This is a genomic window from Saccharopolyspora sp. NPDC045941 (assembly GCF_056431445.1).
The window spans coordinates 1-15,350 of record NZ_JBWKKU010000018.1 but is presented as its reverse complement, the minus strand read 5'-3'; the positions used below and the strand labels follow the sequence as shown (position 1 = coordinate 15,350).

Here is a 15,350-nt window from a genome sequence, read left to right as displayed (position 1 = left end):
GCGTGTCGGGGCACCCGCGCGCCGCTACTCCCCCAGGCCCGTGCGCACCGCGGACGAGACCTCCTCCAGGCCGCCGTCCTCCCGCAGCACCAGTGCTCCGGTGATCAGCCCCACCACCTGGCTCATGCTGTGCTCGCGGGGCGTCACCACGCCTACCCGGCGGCCGAGCCGGTGCACGTGGATCCGGTCCGCGATCTCGAAGACGTGCGGCATGTTGTGGCTGATCAGGACCACCGGCAGGCCGCGCTGCCGGATCCGGTCGATCAGCGCCAGCACCTTCCCCGATTCCGCCACGCCGAGCGCCGCCGTCGGCTCGTCCATGATCACCGCCTTGGTGCCGAAGGCGGCAGCCCGGGCCACCGCGACGCCCTGCCGCTGCCCGCCCGACAGCGTTTCCACCGGCTGCGCGATCGACTTCACCGCGATGCCCAGCTCGTCCAGCACCCGCTGCGCCTCGGCCCGCATCCAGCCCTGGTCGACCTTCCGGAACAGCTTCCCGAGCAGCCCCGGGTGCCGCTTCTCCCGCGCCAGGAACATGTTGGACGCGATGTCCTGCGCCGGGGCCAGCGCCAGGTCCTGGTACACCGTCTCGATGCCGTAGCGGCGGGCGTCCAGCGGCCCGCGGAAGTGCACCACCTCGCCGTCGACCCGGATCTCGCCCGCGTCCGGGATCAGCGCCCCCGACAGCGCCTTGATCAGGCTGGACTTGCCCGCGCCGTTGTCGCCGACGACGGCCAGCACCTCGCCGGGCCGGACCTCGAAGTCCGCGCCGTCGATGGCGGTCACCCGGCCGTAGCGCTTGACCAGGCCGCGGGCGGAGAGCGTGGGCACCATCAGCCGTTCCTCCTCGTCACCCGGTCCACCACGACAGCCGCGATCACCAGGGCCCCGGTGGCGACGTCCTGGTAGAGCGCGTCGACGCCCAGCTGCGTCAGCCCGGAGCGCAGGACCGCGACGATCAGCGCCCCCATCAGCGTGCCCAGCACCGATCCCCGGCCGCCGAACAGGCTCGTGCCGCCGAGCACCACCGCGGTGATCGAGTCGAGGTTGCCCAGCTGGTAGGCGTTCGGGTCGGCGTTGGGCACCCGGCCGAGCGCCTGCCAGGCGGCCAGCCCGAAGATCACCCCGGCCACCACGTACACCGACAGCAGCGTGCGGTTGACCTTGATCCCGGCGAGCCGGGCCGATTCCGGCGCGTTGCCGACGGCGTAGACGTGCTTGCCCCAGGCGGTCCTGGTCAGCGCGTACCAGACCCCCAGGTACAGCAGCAGCGCCAGCGTCATGCCGTAGGTGATCTCGATGCCGCCGAAGAGGTAGCGGCGGGTGCCGAGCCAGGTCAGCAGCGCGTCGCCGGTCGGCACCGCCTCGCCGTCGGCGACCAGCTTCGCCACCGCGGTGAGCATCGTGAGCATGCCCAGGGTGACGATGAACGGCGGCAGCCGCACCTGCGTCGCCAGCGTTCCGACCACGGCGCCGATGGCCGCGGTGGCCGCGATTCCCAGCAGCAGCGCGACGAATCCGGGCGCGCCGCCCAGCGCCAGCTTGGCCATGATCAGGGTGGCCAGCACCGCGGCCGAGGCGTTGGCCAGGTCGATGCCGCCGGTGAGGATGATCAGCGTCTGGCCGAGCGCGAGGGTGGCGATCACCAGCGACTGCTGCACCACCAGCGACAGGTTGTCCGGGTTCAGGAACGTGTCGGTGAACACCGAGAACACCGCGATGGCGACGAGCAGCGCCAGCGCGGGCCCGACCGCCGGCGCGCGCAGGAGGAACTCCCGCACGCCCGGCCGCTCGCCGGTGTCCGGCGCGCGGAGCGTCGTCACTTGTCGCCCCAGCAGTTCTGCTCGCCCCAGGCGACCGTCTCGCTGCGCACGCCCGGCATCGGGTGGTCGGTGATCACCACGGAGCCGGTGTCGTGGAAGCCGCTGGGCTTCTGCTTCGTCTTGGCGTACTCGACCGCGGCGTCGACGCCCAGTTCCGCCATCTTGCCCGGGAACTGCATCACGGTCGCCCGGATCTGCCCAGCGGCCACGTTCGCCACGCCCTCGCAGCCGCCGTCGATCGACGCCATCACCACCGGGCCCGCCAGCCCGCGCGCCTGCAGCGCCGCATACGCGCCGCGCGCCGTCGGCTCGTTCATCGTGTAGACGACGTTGATGTCGCTGGCGCGGGCCAACAGGTTCTCCGCGCCCTGCTGGGCGAGGTTCTGGTCGCCGTTGGCGTTCTGGGTGCCGCGGATCTCCGGCGCGCCTTCGGACAGGCCGATGCCCGCCAGGAATCCGTCGTGGCGGAGGGTGTTGACGGACGATCCGGCGGTGCCGTCGATCATCAGCAGCTTCGGCGGCGTCGCGCCGAGCGCGGCCTTGGCGTAGGTGCCTTGCTGCCGCCCGGCCTCGAAGTTGTCGGTGGCGAAGGTCGCGTCGACTGCGTCGGCGGGTTCCGTCGCGGTGTCCAGGGCGATGACCAGGATGCCCGCCTGGCGGGCGCGGGCGATGGCGTCCAGCACGCCGGTCGAGGAGTTCGGCGTGATCAGGATCGTGTTCACGCCCTGCTGCACGAAGTTCTCGATAGCCCGCACCTGGCCGTCGTTGTCGCCGTCGAACTGCCCTGCCAGCGCGATGAATTCGGCGCCCCGCGCCTGCGCGGCGGCCTTCGCGGACTCGCGGAGCTGCACGAAGTACGGATTGGTGTCGGTCTTGGTGATCAGTCCGATCTTGGCCGTGCCCGCCGGGCTCGCCGATCCGCCGCCCCATTCGCGTTCGGCCGAACATCCTGCCGCGGTCAGCGCCAGCAGTGCGGCCGCGATCGCCAGGCCCCGTTTGAACATGATGCCTCCACGTCGAGGGCGTGCGTTCAAAGCTCTTTCCGACCGATCAACAACGGCATCGTAGGAACGCGACCATGGCCGGACAAGTCTTTCCCCGGTGGCCACCGGATCGGCCCATTGAGGACGGAAGCGGTGCCCGATTTCCCTACACTGGCGGCATGGCTGCCCCACCGCGCGGCGTGTTCGTCGGCCTGACCACCCTGGACGTCGTGCACCACGTCGACGCGCGCCCGGCCGCCGACCAGAAGGCCACCGCGGCCGCCCAGTTCGTCGCGGCCGGTGGACCGGCGGCGAACGCGGCGGTGACGTTCGCCGGGTTGGGTGGCGAGGCGGTGGTGGTCACCGCGATCGGCCGCAGCCCGGTCGCGGCGGTCATCCGAGCCGATCTGGCGGCCTGCTCGGTCACCGTCGTCGACGCGGCCGAGGACCGGACCGCGGACGCCCCGGTGTCCGCCGTCGCGGTCACCCGAGGCACCGGCGAGCGTTCGGTCGTCGGCATCGACACCACCGCGCTGCAGGTGCACCGGGCGCCGGACCTGGCCGAACTCCTCGGGTCGGCCGACATCGTCCTGCTCGACGGCCACCACCCGGTGCTCGCCGAGGCGGCCGCCGACGCGGCATCGGCGCCGATCGTGGTGGACGCCGGGCGCTGGAAGCCGGCCATGCGGCCGCTGCTGCCGCGCGCGGAGGCGGTCATCGCCTCGGCCGACTTCCGGGTGCCGGGCGCCCCGACCACCGATGCGACGGCCCGAGCCCTCGTCGGTCAGGGCGTGCCGACCGTGATCACCACTCACGGCGGCGGCCCGGTGCGCTGGTGGCACGACGGCGACAACGGTGCGGTGCCGCCACCGCGCATCCAGGCGGTCGACACGCTCGGCGCGGGCGATGTCTTCCACGGCGCCTACTGCTTCTTCGCCTGCGAGCCCGGCTCGGGCATCCCGGCCAGGATCGAGCGCGCCGCGGCGGTCGCCGCGCTGAAGTGCGAGACTCCCGGGCCTCGGGCGTGGCTGCAACGCCTCCCCGAGCTCCTGCTACGTCGGGGGGAGTAGGCGGAGGTGCGCTCCTGGGACGACCCGCGCGGCTCGGACATCGCGGAAACTGCGAGCATGCGCGGGATGAAATCGCTGATCGGGGACGCGGTCCTCGCCGCCCTGGTCACGTTGGTCGGCATCGTCGGCACGCTCGGCGCCGACCGCTGGACCGCGGCCGCGCACCGGCCGGTCGACGCCATCGGCGTGGGTCTGGTGGCCGCCACCGGGCTGGTCCTGGTGCTGCGGCGGCGCCGGCCGGTCGCGACGCTGCTCGTCGCCGCCGCGCTCACCTCGACGTACCTGGTGCTGGGCTACACCTACGGCCCGATCCTGCTGGCGCTGCTGATCGCCGTCTACTCGGTCGCCAGGCACCGCCCGCCGGCGACCTCGGTGCCGACCGCGCTCGCCGCCCTGCTCATGCTGCTGGTCCACATCTTCACCAGCGGCGCGACGCTGCCCGGCCTGTTCGGCGTGATCCCGGGTTCGGCGTGGGTCGTGGTGCCGTTCGCGTTGGGGCTCGCGGTCCGGCTGCAGCGCGAGGCGGCGTCCCGGGCCAGGGCCGAGGCGCTGCGCCAGCGCGTCGACGACGAACGGCTGCGGATCGCGCAGGAGGTGCACGACGTCGTGGGCCACGGGCTGGCCGCGATCAAGATGCAGGCGGATGTCGCGCTGCACGTGCTGCCGAAGAAGCCCGAGCAGGCCGAAGTCGCGCTGGAGGCGATCAGCCGCACGAGCAGCGATGCGCTGGAGGAGCTGCGCGCGACCCTGGCCGTGGTGCGCCGAACCGCCGCGCAGAGCCCGGCGCCGGGCCTGGCCAGGCTCGACGACCTGCGGAAGCGGATGCGCGAGGCCGGCGTCCAGGTCCAGCTCACCACCACCGGCGAGCCGCGCGAGCTGCCCGCCCCCGTCGACCTGACCGGCTACCGGATCCTGCAGGAGTCGCTGACCAACGTGCTGCGCCACAGCGGCGACAAGCGCGCGTCGGTCACGCTCGACTACGCCGCCGACGCGCTGGTCATCACGGTCACCAACCCGCTCACCGGATCCCCGGGCGACGGCGGTGGGCTCGGCGTTCCCGGCATGCGGCAGCGGGTCGCGGCGCTGGGCGGCGAGTTCACCGCGGGTCCCACCGGCGACGGCCGGTTCGAAGTGCACGCCCGCCTGCCCACCGAAGGACGCCCATGATCACCGTGCTGATCGTCGACGACCAGGACCTGGTCCGCATCGGACTGCGCACCCTCCTCGACAACGAGGACGACCTGACCTGCGCCGGCGAGGCCGCGGACGGGCTGGCGGCGGTGGCCGCGGCGCGCGAGCACCGGCCGGACGTGGTCCTGATGGACGTGCGGATGGCCGGCGTCGACGGGCTGGAGGCGACCCGGCGGATCACCGCGGACCCGGAGCTGCCGGACACCAAGGTGATCGTGCTGACCACCTTCGAGGTCGACGAGTACGTCTTCGCCGCGCTGCGCGGCGGGGCCAGCGGGTTCCTGCTGAAGGACACCAAGCCGGTCGACCTGCTCCGGGCGATCCGGCTGGTGGCCGGCGGTGAGGCGCTGCTCGCGCCGTCGGCGACGCGGAAGCTGGTCCGGGAGTTCGTGTCGATGGCACCGCGGTCGCGCCGCCCGCACCCGCAGCTGCACACGCTCACCGAGCGGGAGCGCGAGGTGCTCGGCCTCGTCGCGGAGGGCCTGAACAACGAGGAGATCGCGGAGCGCCTGGTGGTCAGCCCGGCGACGGCCCGAACGCACGTCAGCCGGGCGATGATCAAGCTGGGCGCGCGCGATCGCGCCCAGCTCGTCGTCTTCGCCTACCAGTCCGGCCTCGCCGACTAGCGCGCCCGCACCTCCTGTCGCACGGGCGGTCGCGCCGCGGCCTTCCGCGTTCTGCCCCACGGCTTGTAGACGGACAGCACCGTCGCCGCCACCAGCATGATCAGGTGGACGACCGGCAAGGCGAGCAGGAGTCCGGCCGACCACGGCTGGGCGTCGAAGAACGTGCCCCCGTCCCGCCACTCCAGGGCCGGTACGGCGCGACGCACGTACCGGTCTTCCAGCTGCACCGCGGTCACGATCACCGCGACGGTCAGCACCAGCTTCGTCACCACCCAGTAGTGCCGCAGCAGGCCCCACCTGGTGCCCAGCGAGAGCACCACGCCGGACAGCAGCGTGGCGATCGCCAGCGGCGGGAACGCCACGTCGACCGCGTCCACCGCCACGTACAGGCTCTGCGCGCGGGGCGGAGCACCGGTCAGCACGGCGGCCAGGCCGAGCACCAGCTTGGCCGCCGTGACCCCCAGCCACGCGGACGCGACGACGAGGTGCACCGTGCTCCACAACTTGTAGGCGCGCGGCGAAAGCCGGCGCGAGCCGCGCTTGGTCGATGCCGGCCGGTTCGACACGATCGCCTCCCGTTGGTCCCGCGGCGATCCGGGGCGCCGCAGGACCAACTCTGGCCGGGCTCCCCCGCCGGCACATCGGGCCGCAGTCGACTCCTGCCGTACGTCCGTGTGCGTACCCGGTCTGGAACCTGAAAAAGGAGGTTCGCCGGTGCCGGGCGTTGGGGCACACTGTGGCCGTGCTCGTCACCCTCACCACCACGCACCGACCGGCCACCGATCTCGGCTTCCTGCTGCACAAGCATCCGCAGAAGGCGCAGACCTTCCCAGTGGCCGGCGGAACGGCGCACGTCTTCTATCCTGTCGCCGCCGAGGACGAGTGCACCGCCGCGCTGCTGCTGGACGTCGATCCGGTGAACCTGGTGCGCGGCAAGAAGAACGACGCCTTCGCGCTGGCCCAGTACGTCAACGACCGGCCCTACGCCGCGGGCTCGCTGCTCGCCGTGGCGCTGGGTTCGGTGTTCCGGACGGCGCTGAACGGGCGTTGCGATGCGCGGCCGGAGCTGGCGGAGACACCGATTCCGCTGCGGGTCCGGGTTCCCGCGTTGCCGTGCCGGGGCGGTGCCGAGCTGGCTGCACAGCTGTTCGAGCCGCTGGGCTGGCGGGTCGAGGCCGCGCCAGTCCCGCTGGATCCGCAGGTTCCGGGCTGGGGCGACTCCAGTTACGTGGACCTGCGGCTGTCCGGCGAGCTGCGCGTCTCCGCCGCGCTCAAGCACCTCTACGTGCTGATTCCGGTGCTGGACAACGGCAAGCACTACTGGGTCGGCTCGGACGAGGTGGACAAGCTGCTGCGGGCCGGTGACGGCTGGCTGGCCGACCACCCCGAGCGGGAGCTGATCAGCAACCGGTACCTGGCGCACCGCAAGTCCTACGTGCGCTCGGCCCTGGCGCAGCTGGCCGAGTCCGGCGAGGACGAGCTGGCCGACGCGATGGCAGAGCCGGCGGTGACCGCAACGTCCGAAAAGGACGTTCCGCTCGCCGTGCAGCGCCGCGGAAGCGTGCTGACCGCGCTCAAGGCGAGCGGGGCGCGGCGCGTGCTCGACCTCGGTTGCGGTGGCGGCGCCCTACTGCACGACCTGATCCAGGAGCCGTCGTTCACCGAGATCGTCGGCGTGGACGTGTCGGCCCGCGCGCTGGAGGTCGCCGCGCGCCGCTTCGAGCGGCTGCCGGAGCGCCAGCGCGAGCGGCTCGTGCTGCGCCAGTCCGCGCTGACCTACGTGGACACCTCCCTCGCCGGATTCGACGCGGCCGTGCTGATGGAGGTCATCGAGCACGTCGACCCGCCCCGGCTGACCGCGCTGGAGCACGCGGTGTTCGCCGCCGCCCGGCCCGGCACCGTCGTCGTCACCACCCCGAACGTGGAGTACAACGTGCGTTTCGAGAACCTGCCCGCCGGTGCGTTCCGGCATGCCGACCACCGCTTCGAGTGGACGCGGCCGCAGTTCCGGCAGTGGGCCGGCGACGTGGCCGACCGGCACGGCTACGCGGTAGAGCACCTGCCCGTCGGGCCGGAGGATCCCCAGGTCGGGGCGCCGACGCAGCTGGCGGTGTTCACCAGGACGGCGGTGGCGTGATGCGACTGTCCATTCCGGACATGGCGCTGGTGGTGCTGATCGGCGCCTCCGGCTCGGGGAAGTCCACCTTCGCGCGCACCCACTTCGCGCCGACGCAGGTGCTCTCCAGCGACTACTTCCGCGGTCTCGTCGCCGACGACGAGTCCGACCAGTCGGCCAGCGCGGACGCCTTCGACGCGCTGCACTACGTCGCGGGCAAGCGGCTGGCGGCCGGGCGGATCACGGTCATCGACGCCACCAACGTCCAGCGCGGCTCCCGGTCCACGTTGATCGAGCTGGCGCGGAAGCACCACGTGCTGCCGGTCGCCATCGTGCTCGACATGCCCGAGTCGGTGTGCCTGGAGCGCAACGCGGCCCGCCCCGACCGGGATTTCGGCGCGCCGGTCGTCCGCCGGCACCGCGCCGAGCTCCGCCGGTCGCTGAAGTCGTTGCAGCGCGAGGGTTTCCGGCGCGTGCACGTGCTGCGCAGCGTGGAGGAGGTGGCGGCGGCCACCGTCGAGGTCGAGCCGCTGCTCAACGACAAGCGCGCCGAGACCGGGCCGTTCGACGTGATCGGCGACGTGCACGGCTGCCGGGCCGAGCTGGAGGAACTGCTCGAATCCCTCGGCTACGCCATCGAGCGCGACGACGAGCGGCGCGCCATCGGCGCCGCGCACCCGGAAGGCCGGCGCGCGGTGTTCGTCGGCGACCTGGTCGATCGCGGCCCGGACACGCCCGGCGTGCTCCGCCTGGTGATGGGGATGGCCGAGGCCGGGACCGCGCTGGTGGTGTGCGGCAACCACGAGCAGAAGTTCGTCCGCGCGTTGCGCGGCCGCAACGTCAAGATCGCGCACGGCCTCGCCGAGTCGCTGGCGCAGCTCGCGGCCGAGCCCGCGGAATTCCGCAAGCAGGCGGAGGAATTCTGCGACGGCCTGGTCGCGCACTACGTGCTCGACGGCGGCAAGCTCGTGGTGGCCCACGCGGGGCTGCCCGAGCACTTCCACGGCCGCGCGTCGGGAACCGTGCGCAGCTTCGCGCTGTTCGGCGAGACCACCGGCGAGATCGACGAGTTCGGGCTGCCGGTGCGCTACCCGTGGGCCAACGACTACCGGGGCAAGGCGATGGTGCTCTACGGCCACACGCCGATGCCCGAGGCGGAGTGGGTCAACGGCACGATGTGCCTGGACACCGGCTGCGTCTTCGGCGGCAAGCTCACGGCGCTGCGCTATCCGGAGCGCGAGGTCGTCTCGGTTCGGGCGCACCACGTCTGGTACGAGCCGAAACGCCCGCTGCTGCCGCCCGAGGAGCTGCCCCCGGCGGCGGATTCGGTGTCGCGGCGGGAGCCGCACGTGCTCAACCTCGACGACGTCGCGGGCCGCCGTTCGGTGGAAACCCGGCACCACGGGCGGATCGCCGTCCAGCCCGAGCGGGCGGCCGCGGCCCTGGAGGTGATGAGCCGCTTCGCGATCGACCCGCGGTGGCTGCTGTACCTGCCGCCGACAATGGCGCCGGTGGCCACCTCGAACCGCCCCGACGTGCTGGAGCACCCCGAAGAAGCCTTCGCGGGCTACCGCGCGGCCGGTGTGCAGGACGTGCTGTGCGAGGAGAAGCACATGGGCTCACGAGCGATCGTGCTGGTGTGCCGGGATTCTTCGACGGGCGCGACCAGGTTCGGCATCGACGGTCCGGGCGCGGTGCACACCCGCACCGGACGGCCGTTCTTCGCGCCGGACCAGACCGAGGAGCTGCTCGGCCGCGTGCGCGCGGCCGCTGCTTCGGCCGGGTTGTGGGAGGAGCTGTCGACGGACTGGCTGCTCCTGGACGCCGAGCTCATGCCCTGGAGCGCGAAGGCGCGCGGCCTGATCATGGACCAGTACGCCGCGGTCGGTGCTGCGGCGTCGGCGGCGCTGCCCAGCGCCGTGGAGATCCTGGCCGCCGCGTCGCATCGCGGCGTGGACGTCGCCGAACTGCACGCCAAAACCGTTGCGCGGGTGGCGAATGCCGACGCGTACCGCGAGGCGTACCGGCGGTACTGCTGGCCGACCGAGGGGCTGACCGGTGTGCGGCTCGCGCCGTTCCAGGTGCTGGCCGCCGAGGGCCGGACCTTCCACGACCGCGAGCACGGCTGGCACCTTTCGGTGGCGGACCGGCTCGTCGGCGCCGACCCGGAGCTGTTCGCCACGACCCGCAGGCTCGCCGTGAACACCACCGACCCGGACTCGACGGCGGCGGGCGTCGCGTGGTGGGAGGAGCTGACCGGCGACGGCGGCGAAGGCATGGTGGTCAAGCCGGCGGCGAACCTCACCAGGGGTCAGCGCGGCCTGGCGCAGCCGGGCGTGAAGGTGCGCGGGCGCGAGTACCTGCGGATCATCTACGGGCCCGACTACACCGAGGCGGCGAACCTGGAGCGCCTCCGCCAGCGGTCCCTCGGCCGCAAGCGCGGCCTCGCCACCCGCGAGTACGCGCTCGGCTTGGAGGGCCTGGAGCGGGTCGCGAGGGGCGAGCCGCTGTGGCGGGTGCACGAGTGCGTTTTCGCCGTGCTGGCCCTGGAATCCGAGCCCGTCGACCCGCGGCTGTGAGCCGGTCACGCCCCGAGCGGCCACCCGGCGTGCTTCGCCGCGGCCGAGCTGTGGCCCTCGGTCCGATCCGCGATCACTGGCCGATCGGGACGAACTTCGACCAGGCGGTCTCGCTGACCTTGGTCTTGCCGTCCCAGAGCTCGACCTTGAAGCGGACCTTGCCCTTCTCGCTCAGGTCCAGGTTGCAGTCGACCGGCGGGCCTTCCGCGCTGTTGTCGTCCTTGCACTCGTCCTTGCGGCCGTAGTCGGTCTCCGACAGCGTCTTGACCCACATGCCGTCTTTGCTGGTGTCGTGCGCGAAGAGGTGGTCGCCGACCGCCTCGAAGCAGCCGGTGCCGCGTTCCGCGCCCTTGTAGCTGACCGACTGGCACCACTTCGTCTGCGCCGGTGTCGCCGGCGGCGTCTCCGGGTCCTCCGCCGGCTCCTGGGTGTCCGGTGCCTGCGTCGCGGTGTCCTGCGCCGGCGGCGGGGCGGGCGCGGAAGACGGCGGCGGGGGCGGCAGCGGCGGCGCGCTGGACGTCGGCGGCGCCGAGGTCTGCACCGCGCTCGTCTCCGGCAGCAGCGGCGACGGGTCGCCGACCGGAATCGCCTGGCCCGGCTCGTTGTTCATCGTCGCCGCGAAGGCCGCCACCCCGGCCACGGCCGCGACCACGCCGACCCCGGCCAGGACGTACACCCAGCGCGCGCCGCCCTTGCGCTTCGGCGCCGCAGGCAGCGCGGCGAACTGCGGCGGGATCGCCGTGACGCTGGTCAGCGCCTGCCGGGCCGCCCTCGCCAGCTCGCCCGCGCTGCCGAACCGGTCGGCCGGGTTCTTCGCCATGCCGCGCGTGACGATCTGGTCGAACTCGCGCGGGAGATCATTGCGGACGCCGGTCGGCGCCGGCGGCGCGTGGTTGAGGTGCGCGTTGATCAGCGACGCCGCGGTGTCCCCGGCGAACGGCTTCGCGCCGGTCAGGCACTGGTACAGCACGCAGGCCAGCGAGTACACGTCCACCCGGTGGTCGACCGGGCCGTCGTCGAACCGCTCCGGCGCCATGTAGGCGAGCGTGCCGACGGTGTAGCCGGTGGAGGTCAGCGTCGCGGAGGCGCGCAGCGACGCGGCGATGCCGAAGTCGACGAGGTAGGCGAACCCGCTGTGGCTGACCAGGATGTTGGACGGCTTGACGTCGCGGTGCACCAGGCCTTCCTGGTGCGCGGCGTCCAGCGCCTCCGCGACCTGCTCCAGCACCGCCACCGCGTCCGCCGGGCGCATCGGGCCGTGCGCGGCGAGCAGCGACCCGACGTCGCTGCCCTCCACCAGGCGCATGTCGAGGTAGAGCCGGCCGTCGATCTCGCCGTAGGCGTGGATCGGGATGACGTGCGGCTCCCGCAGCCGGCCGGCCGCGTGCGCCTCCCGCTTGAACCGCTCGCGGAACTCCTCGTCGGCGGCGAGGTTCTCGGCCAGGAGCTTGAGGGCGACCACGCGGTCGTGACGGGTGTCGTACGCGCGGAGGATCTCGCCCATCCCACCCCGCGCGATCAAGCCATCCACCCGGTAAGGGCCGAACTGCCACTTCACGGTGCGTAACTCCTCAAGACCGACATCGGCCGTCATCCTATTGGGTGAGTCACAACGGCGCCGAACACCCCGAGTGCCGCACCCTATCGCGACCTACGGAAGTGATCCGGTCACCCGGTGCCGCCGGTGAAGTTTCCGCTACGAACCGACACCGACCGGTGCGCCGGGCGACCCGGGGCTGCTACAAGAAGTGGATCATGTTCGACCACCCGGCTGCGGAAAGGACCGGTCCACCGATGTCGACCGACGGGACGAACGCACGCAAGATCGATCGAGGCGAACCCGAGGGCGGCTGCCCGGTCAGCCGCGGTTCCGACGGCGTCTGGACGATCCGGGGCCACGCCGCGGCACGCGCCGCGCTGCGCAGCACCGACACCGTCCAGGCCGGCCTCGGGGTGGAGACGGTCGAGAAGATGCCCGCCAAGATCCGGCGCCCGGTGCTGTACCGGGACGGCCCGGAGCACCGCGAGCACCGGCGCCAGACCGCCAAGTACTTCACCCCGCGCCGGGTGGACGAGAGCTACCGGGAGCTGATGGAGCGGGTGGCGGACGCCCAGCTCGACAAGCTCCGCGGCGCCGGGCAGGCGCAGCTGTCGGCCCTGAGCTTCACCCTCGCCATCGACGTGGCGTGCGCGGTGATCGGGCTGACCGAGAGCCGCCCCGGCCTCCAGCACCGGCTGGAGCGGTTCTTCCCGGAGGAATTCGGCGAACCGGGCTTCACCAGCCTCAACGGGCTCTACTGGATTTGGCGGCAGGCCACCAACTGGTCCGGGATCTACTTCGGCGACGTCCGGCCCGCCGTCCGCGCGCGCCGCAAGCAGCGCCGCGACGACCTGATCTCGCACCTGCTGGACGAGGGCTGCTCGTCGGCCGAGATCCTCGGCGAGTGCATCACCTTCGCCGCCGCCGGCATGGTCACCACCCGCGAGTTCGTCAACCTCGCCGCGTGGCACCTGTTCACCGACGAGGCGCTGCTGGACCGCTACCGCGCCGCCGATGAACCCGAGCGGCTCGCGATCCTGCACGAGCTGCTGCGCCTGGAACCGGTCGTCGGCCACCTCAGGCGGCGCACCACGGCACCGATCGAGTTGCCGGCGGAGAACGACGAGACGGTCACCGTGCCGACCGGCGAGGTGATCGACATCCAGGTCAGCGCGACGAACGCCGACCCGAGCGCGATGGGCGACCAGCCGCTCGCGGTGTGCCCCGGGCGCCCCCTCAACGACGCCTCCGCGCCGGGACTGTCCTTCGGGGACGGTGCGCACAAGTGCCCCGGCGCGAACATCGCGATCATGGAGACCGATGTCTTCCTCAAGAAGCTGTTCGCCCTCCCCGGCGTGCACATGAAGAAGGAGCCGCGTGTCGCGTTCAACGACGCGATCGGCGGCTACGAACTGCGCGACATGGTCGTGGCGATCCCCAACCCGTGAAGCCGCGATGCGGGGCGTCCACGACCCGGGCGCCCCGCACAGCGCGACCGCCCGGTCTCACGACGTCCGCGTCAGCGCGCGCATTCCGTCGATGAGCATCCGCAATCCCTGCTCGAACGCCTCGGGTCCTTCCGGTGGACCGCCCTCGCGGATCGCGGCCTCCAGGACGGGCAACCGTTCCCGAGGAGCGGCCTCTTCTTCGCGGTCGCGTCGCCCCCGGCGCTCGTCCGCACCCGACTCCGCCCGGTTCCGCCGCTCCTGCGCGGCCTGCTCCTCCAGGACGAACCCGGTGATGTAGTGCCCGATGGCGATGACCGCGCGCATCGCCTGGACCGGGCTGAACCCGAATCCGGTGAGCACTCCCAGTTCGGCGTCGAACATCCGCGCCGCCGCGGGCCCCGGGCTGGTGCCCGAAACAAGCCGCGCACCGTCGCGGTGGGACAACAGGAGGCCGCGGCGCTCGTGGGCCCGCCGGGCGATCCACTCGGGCCAAGGCTCGCCGTCGAGTGGTCCCGCCGTCCCCTGCTCCGCCTGAAGCCGCTGGGACATCAGGTCCAGCAACTCCTGCTTGTCGCGGAAATGCCAGTACAGCGCGGGCGACTTGACGCCCAGCTCGGTGGCCAGGCGGCGCACGGTCAGGCCGTCCAGCCCGACCTCGTCGAGCAGGTCCAGGGCCGTCGCGACCACCGAGTCGCGTTCGAGTCCGCCGCGCTTGGCATGGCTCAGATCCTCCACGGCTTGACAGCTTAACATCGCTAAAGCTAGCTTAGCGCCGTTAAGGATTTAGCACTGTTAAGGAGACCGATGTCCGCGCGTCCCGACCGGGTCACCCGAGCCCTGCTCGCCTGTGGTTTCGCCCCCCTGCTCTTCATCGTCGTCATCCTGGTCCAGGGCGTGCTGCGCTCCGGCTACGATCCGCTGCACCACTGGGGCAGCGAGCTCAGCCTGGGCGACCAGGGATGGATACAGATCACCAACTTCATCGCGACCGGCGCCTTGACGATCGCGTTCGCCGCGGGAGCGCGGCGCGCACTCGCCGGCGGGCGGGGCTCGGCCGCGATCCCGGTTCTCACCGGCATCCTCGGCCTGTGCCTGATCGTCCAGGGAGTCTTCGTCACCGACCCCTACGCCGGCTATCCGGTAGGCAGCCAGGGCACCGCCGAGCCCACCCTGCACGGCTGGGTGCACGGCCTGAACATGTTCCCGACCTTCGGCGTGCTGACGGCCGCCGTCCTCACCACCGCCTACCGCTCCGCCCGGCGGCCCGGCGAACTGGCCTGGGCCGTCGTCAGCGTCATCGCGGCGATCCTGATCCCCGCCACCCTCTACATGGCCGCCGCCGCGTTCGACATGGACACCCAGACGGGCCAGTACCACGGCGTGTGGCAACGCATCAGCCTGGGCATCGTCGGCGTCTGGTACGCGCTTTTCGCCGTCCGCCTCCTCCGGCAGGGCAGCAATCCCCAGGTCGAGCGCCGCAGCAACGAGAAGGTCCCTGCGTCGAGCTGACGGGGAATCCTGGTCACTCCCAGTGGATTTCGCCGCCGTCGAAGGGGGCTCCGCGAACGAGGCGGAGCGCCACCGAGCGGTGGCGCCCCGCCTCGTTCGTCCCGGATCAGGATTCCGGTGCGTCGCTCCCGGCGGGAACGGCGATCGGCCGCAGCCGGGCCCACACCACGAGCGCCGCGGCGAACACGAGCATGCCGATGCCCGAGTAGAGGTTGATGTTGATGCCGCCGGACTTGGTGATCTCGTCCGCGCCGTCGGTCGCGCCGACGACGACCAGCACCGCGCCGAAGATGCCGAACAGCAGCGCGATCACGGTGCGGATGTCGAAGGCACCCGCGGTGCCCGAGGTCTTCGCCATGTCGGTTCCTCCTCAGCCGAAGATGATGTTGAGGGCGATGATCAGGACCAACGCGATCCCCGCCAACAGCCCCGGACGGCGATACCAGCCCGCGTCCTCACCACTGG

The 15,350-nt window shown here is 72.2% G+C and carries 14 protein-coding genes; 7 read left to right on the top strand and 7 right to left on the bottom strand.

The genetic code is table 11. The annotated features are described in order from the left end of the window. Positions 1-24: 24 nt before the first annotated feature. From AC07FN_RS16680 to AC07FN_RS16670, 3 genes are read right to left on the bottom strand one after another with little or no spacing between them, the layout of a single operon-like run. The gene (locus AC07FN_RS16680) at positions 25-834 is read right to left on the bottom strand and encodes an ATP-binding cassette domain-containing protein (protein WP_452612634.1); all 810 of its coding nucleotides are present in this window, start codon (positions 832-834) and stop codon (positions 25-27) included. Further along, entirely contained in the window at positions 834-1,823 is a 990-nt protein-coding gene (locus AC07FN_RS16675) for an ABC transporter permease (RefSeq protein WP_478396409.1), read from the bottom strand. Before AC07FN_RS16675 ends, AC07FN_RS16680 begins: the two co-directional genes overlap by 1 nt. Further along, positions 1,820-2,827, bottom strand: coding sequence for a substrate-binding domain-containing protein (locus tag AC07FN_RS16670; RefSeq protein WP_478396408.1), 1,008 nt, complete (start codon positions 2,825-2,827; stop codon positions 1,820-1,822). The genes AC07FN_RS16675 and AC07FN_RS16670 overlap by 4 nt, the downstream gene beginning before the upstream one ends. Before the next feature lie 158 nt (positions 2,828-2,985). On the opposite strand from AC07FN_RS16670, the gene AC07FN_RS16665 reads away from it, so the two are divergent. The 3 genes from AC07FN_RS16665 (at position 2,986) to AC07FN_RS16655 (ending at position 5,693) form a co-directional block, all read left to right on the top strand. Next, the gene (locus AC07FN_RS16665; protein WP_478396407.1) at positions 2,986-3,876 is read left to right on the top strand and encodes a PfkB family carbohydrate kinase; all 891 of its coding nucleotides are present in this window, start codon (positions 2,986-2,988) and stop codon (positions 3,874-3,876) included. Between the two features lie 66 nt (positions 3,877-3,942). After that, positions 3,943-5,043 carry a sensor histidine kinase gene (locus AC07FN_RS16660; protein ID WP_478396406.1) on the top strand — a complete coding sequence of 367 codons (1,101 nt, stop codon included), beginning with the start codon at positions 3,943-3,945 and terminating at the stop codon, positions 5,041-5,043. Next, entirely contained in the window at positions 5,040-5,693 is a 654-nt protein-coding gene (locus tag AC07FN_RS16655; RefSeq protein WP_478396405.1) for a response regulator, read from the top strand. Before AC07FN_RS16660 ends, AC07FN_RS16655 begins: the two co-directional genes overlap by 4 nt. On the opposite strand, the gene AC07FN_RS16650 is transcribed toward AC07FN_RS16655, so the two are convergent. After that, positions 5,690-6,259 carry a hypothetical protein gene (locus tag AC07FN_RS16650; RefSeq protein WP_478396404.1) on the bottom strand — a complete coding sequence of 190 codons (570 nt, stop codon included), beginning with the start codon at positions 6,257-6,259 and terminating at the stop codon, positions 5,690-5,692. The genes AC07FN_RS16655 and AC07FN_RS16650 overlap by 4 nt on opposite strands. Positions 6,260-6,435: 176 nt before the next feature. Here AC07FN_RS16650 and AC07FN_RS16645 point away from each other — a divergent pair, with 176 nt between their 5' ends. Continuing rightward, positions 6,436-7,830: a 3' terminal RNA ribose 2'-O-methyltransferase Hen1 gene (locus AC07FN_RS16645; protein WP_478396403.1), complete on the top strand. Its 1,395-nt coding sequence runs from the start codon at positions 6,436-6,438 to the stop codon at positions 7,828-7,830. Continuing rightward, a complete protein-coding gene (locus AC07FN_RS16640) occupies positions 7,830-10,388 on the top strand; it encodes a polynucleotide kinase-phosphatase (RefSeq protein WP_478396402.1) in 2,559 nt (852 codons plus the stop codon). The genes AC07FN_RS16645 and AC07FN_RS16640 overlap by 1 nt, the downstream gene beginning before the upstream one ends. A gap of 73 nt (positions 10,389-10,461) precedes the next feature. Here the strand turns inward: AC07FN_RS16640 and AC07FN_RS16635 are convergent, their stop codons facing one another. Beyond that, positions 10,462-11,946 carry a serine/threonine-protein kinase gene (locus tag AC07FN_RS16635; protein WP_478396401.1) on the bottom strand — a complete coding sequence of 495 codons (1,485 nt, stop codon included), beginning with the start codon at positions 11,944-11,946 and terminating at the stop codon, positions 10,462-10,464. A 236-nt stretch (positions 11,947-12,182) separates the two neighbouring features. On the opposite strand from AC07FN_RS16635, the gene AC07FN_RS16630 reads away from it, so the two are divergent. Next, a complete protein-coding gene (locus AC07FN_RS16630; RefSeq protein WP_478396400.1) occupies positions 12,183-13,376 on the top strand; it encodes a cytochrome P450 in 1,194 nt (397 codons plus the stop codon). A 57-nt stretch (positions 13,377-13,433) separates the two neighbouring features. Here the strand turns inward: AC07FN_RS16630 and AC07FN_RS16625 are convergent, their stop codons facing one another. Continuing rightward, positions 13,434-14,111, bottom strand: coding sequence for a TetR/AcrR family transcriptional regulator C-terminal domain-containing protein (locus AC07FN_RS16625; RefSeq protein ID WP_478396399.1), 678 nt, complete (start codon positions 14,109-14,111; stop codon positions 13,434-13,436). A gap of 69 nt (positions 14,112-14,180) precedes the next feature. Between AC07FN_RS16625 and AC07FN_RS16620 the strand changes: the two genes are divergently transcribed. Beyond that, entirely contained in the window at positions 14,181-14,885 is a 705-nt protein-coding gene (locus AC07FN_RS16620; RefSeq protein WP_478396398.1) for a DUF998 domain-containing protein, read from the top strand. Between the two features lie 106 nt (positions 14,886-14,991). On the opposite strand, the gene AC07FN_RS16615 is transcribed toward AC07FN_RS16620, so the two are convergent. After that, positions 14,992-15,243, bottom strand: a complete 252-nt coding sequence (locus tag AC07FN_RS16615) for a hypothetical protein (protein ID WP_358575954.1) — start codon at positions 15,241-15,243, stop codon at positions 14,992-14,994. Positions 15,244-15,350: the final 107 nt, after the last annotated feature.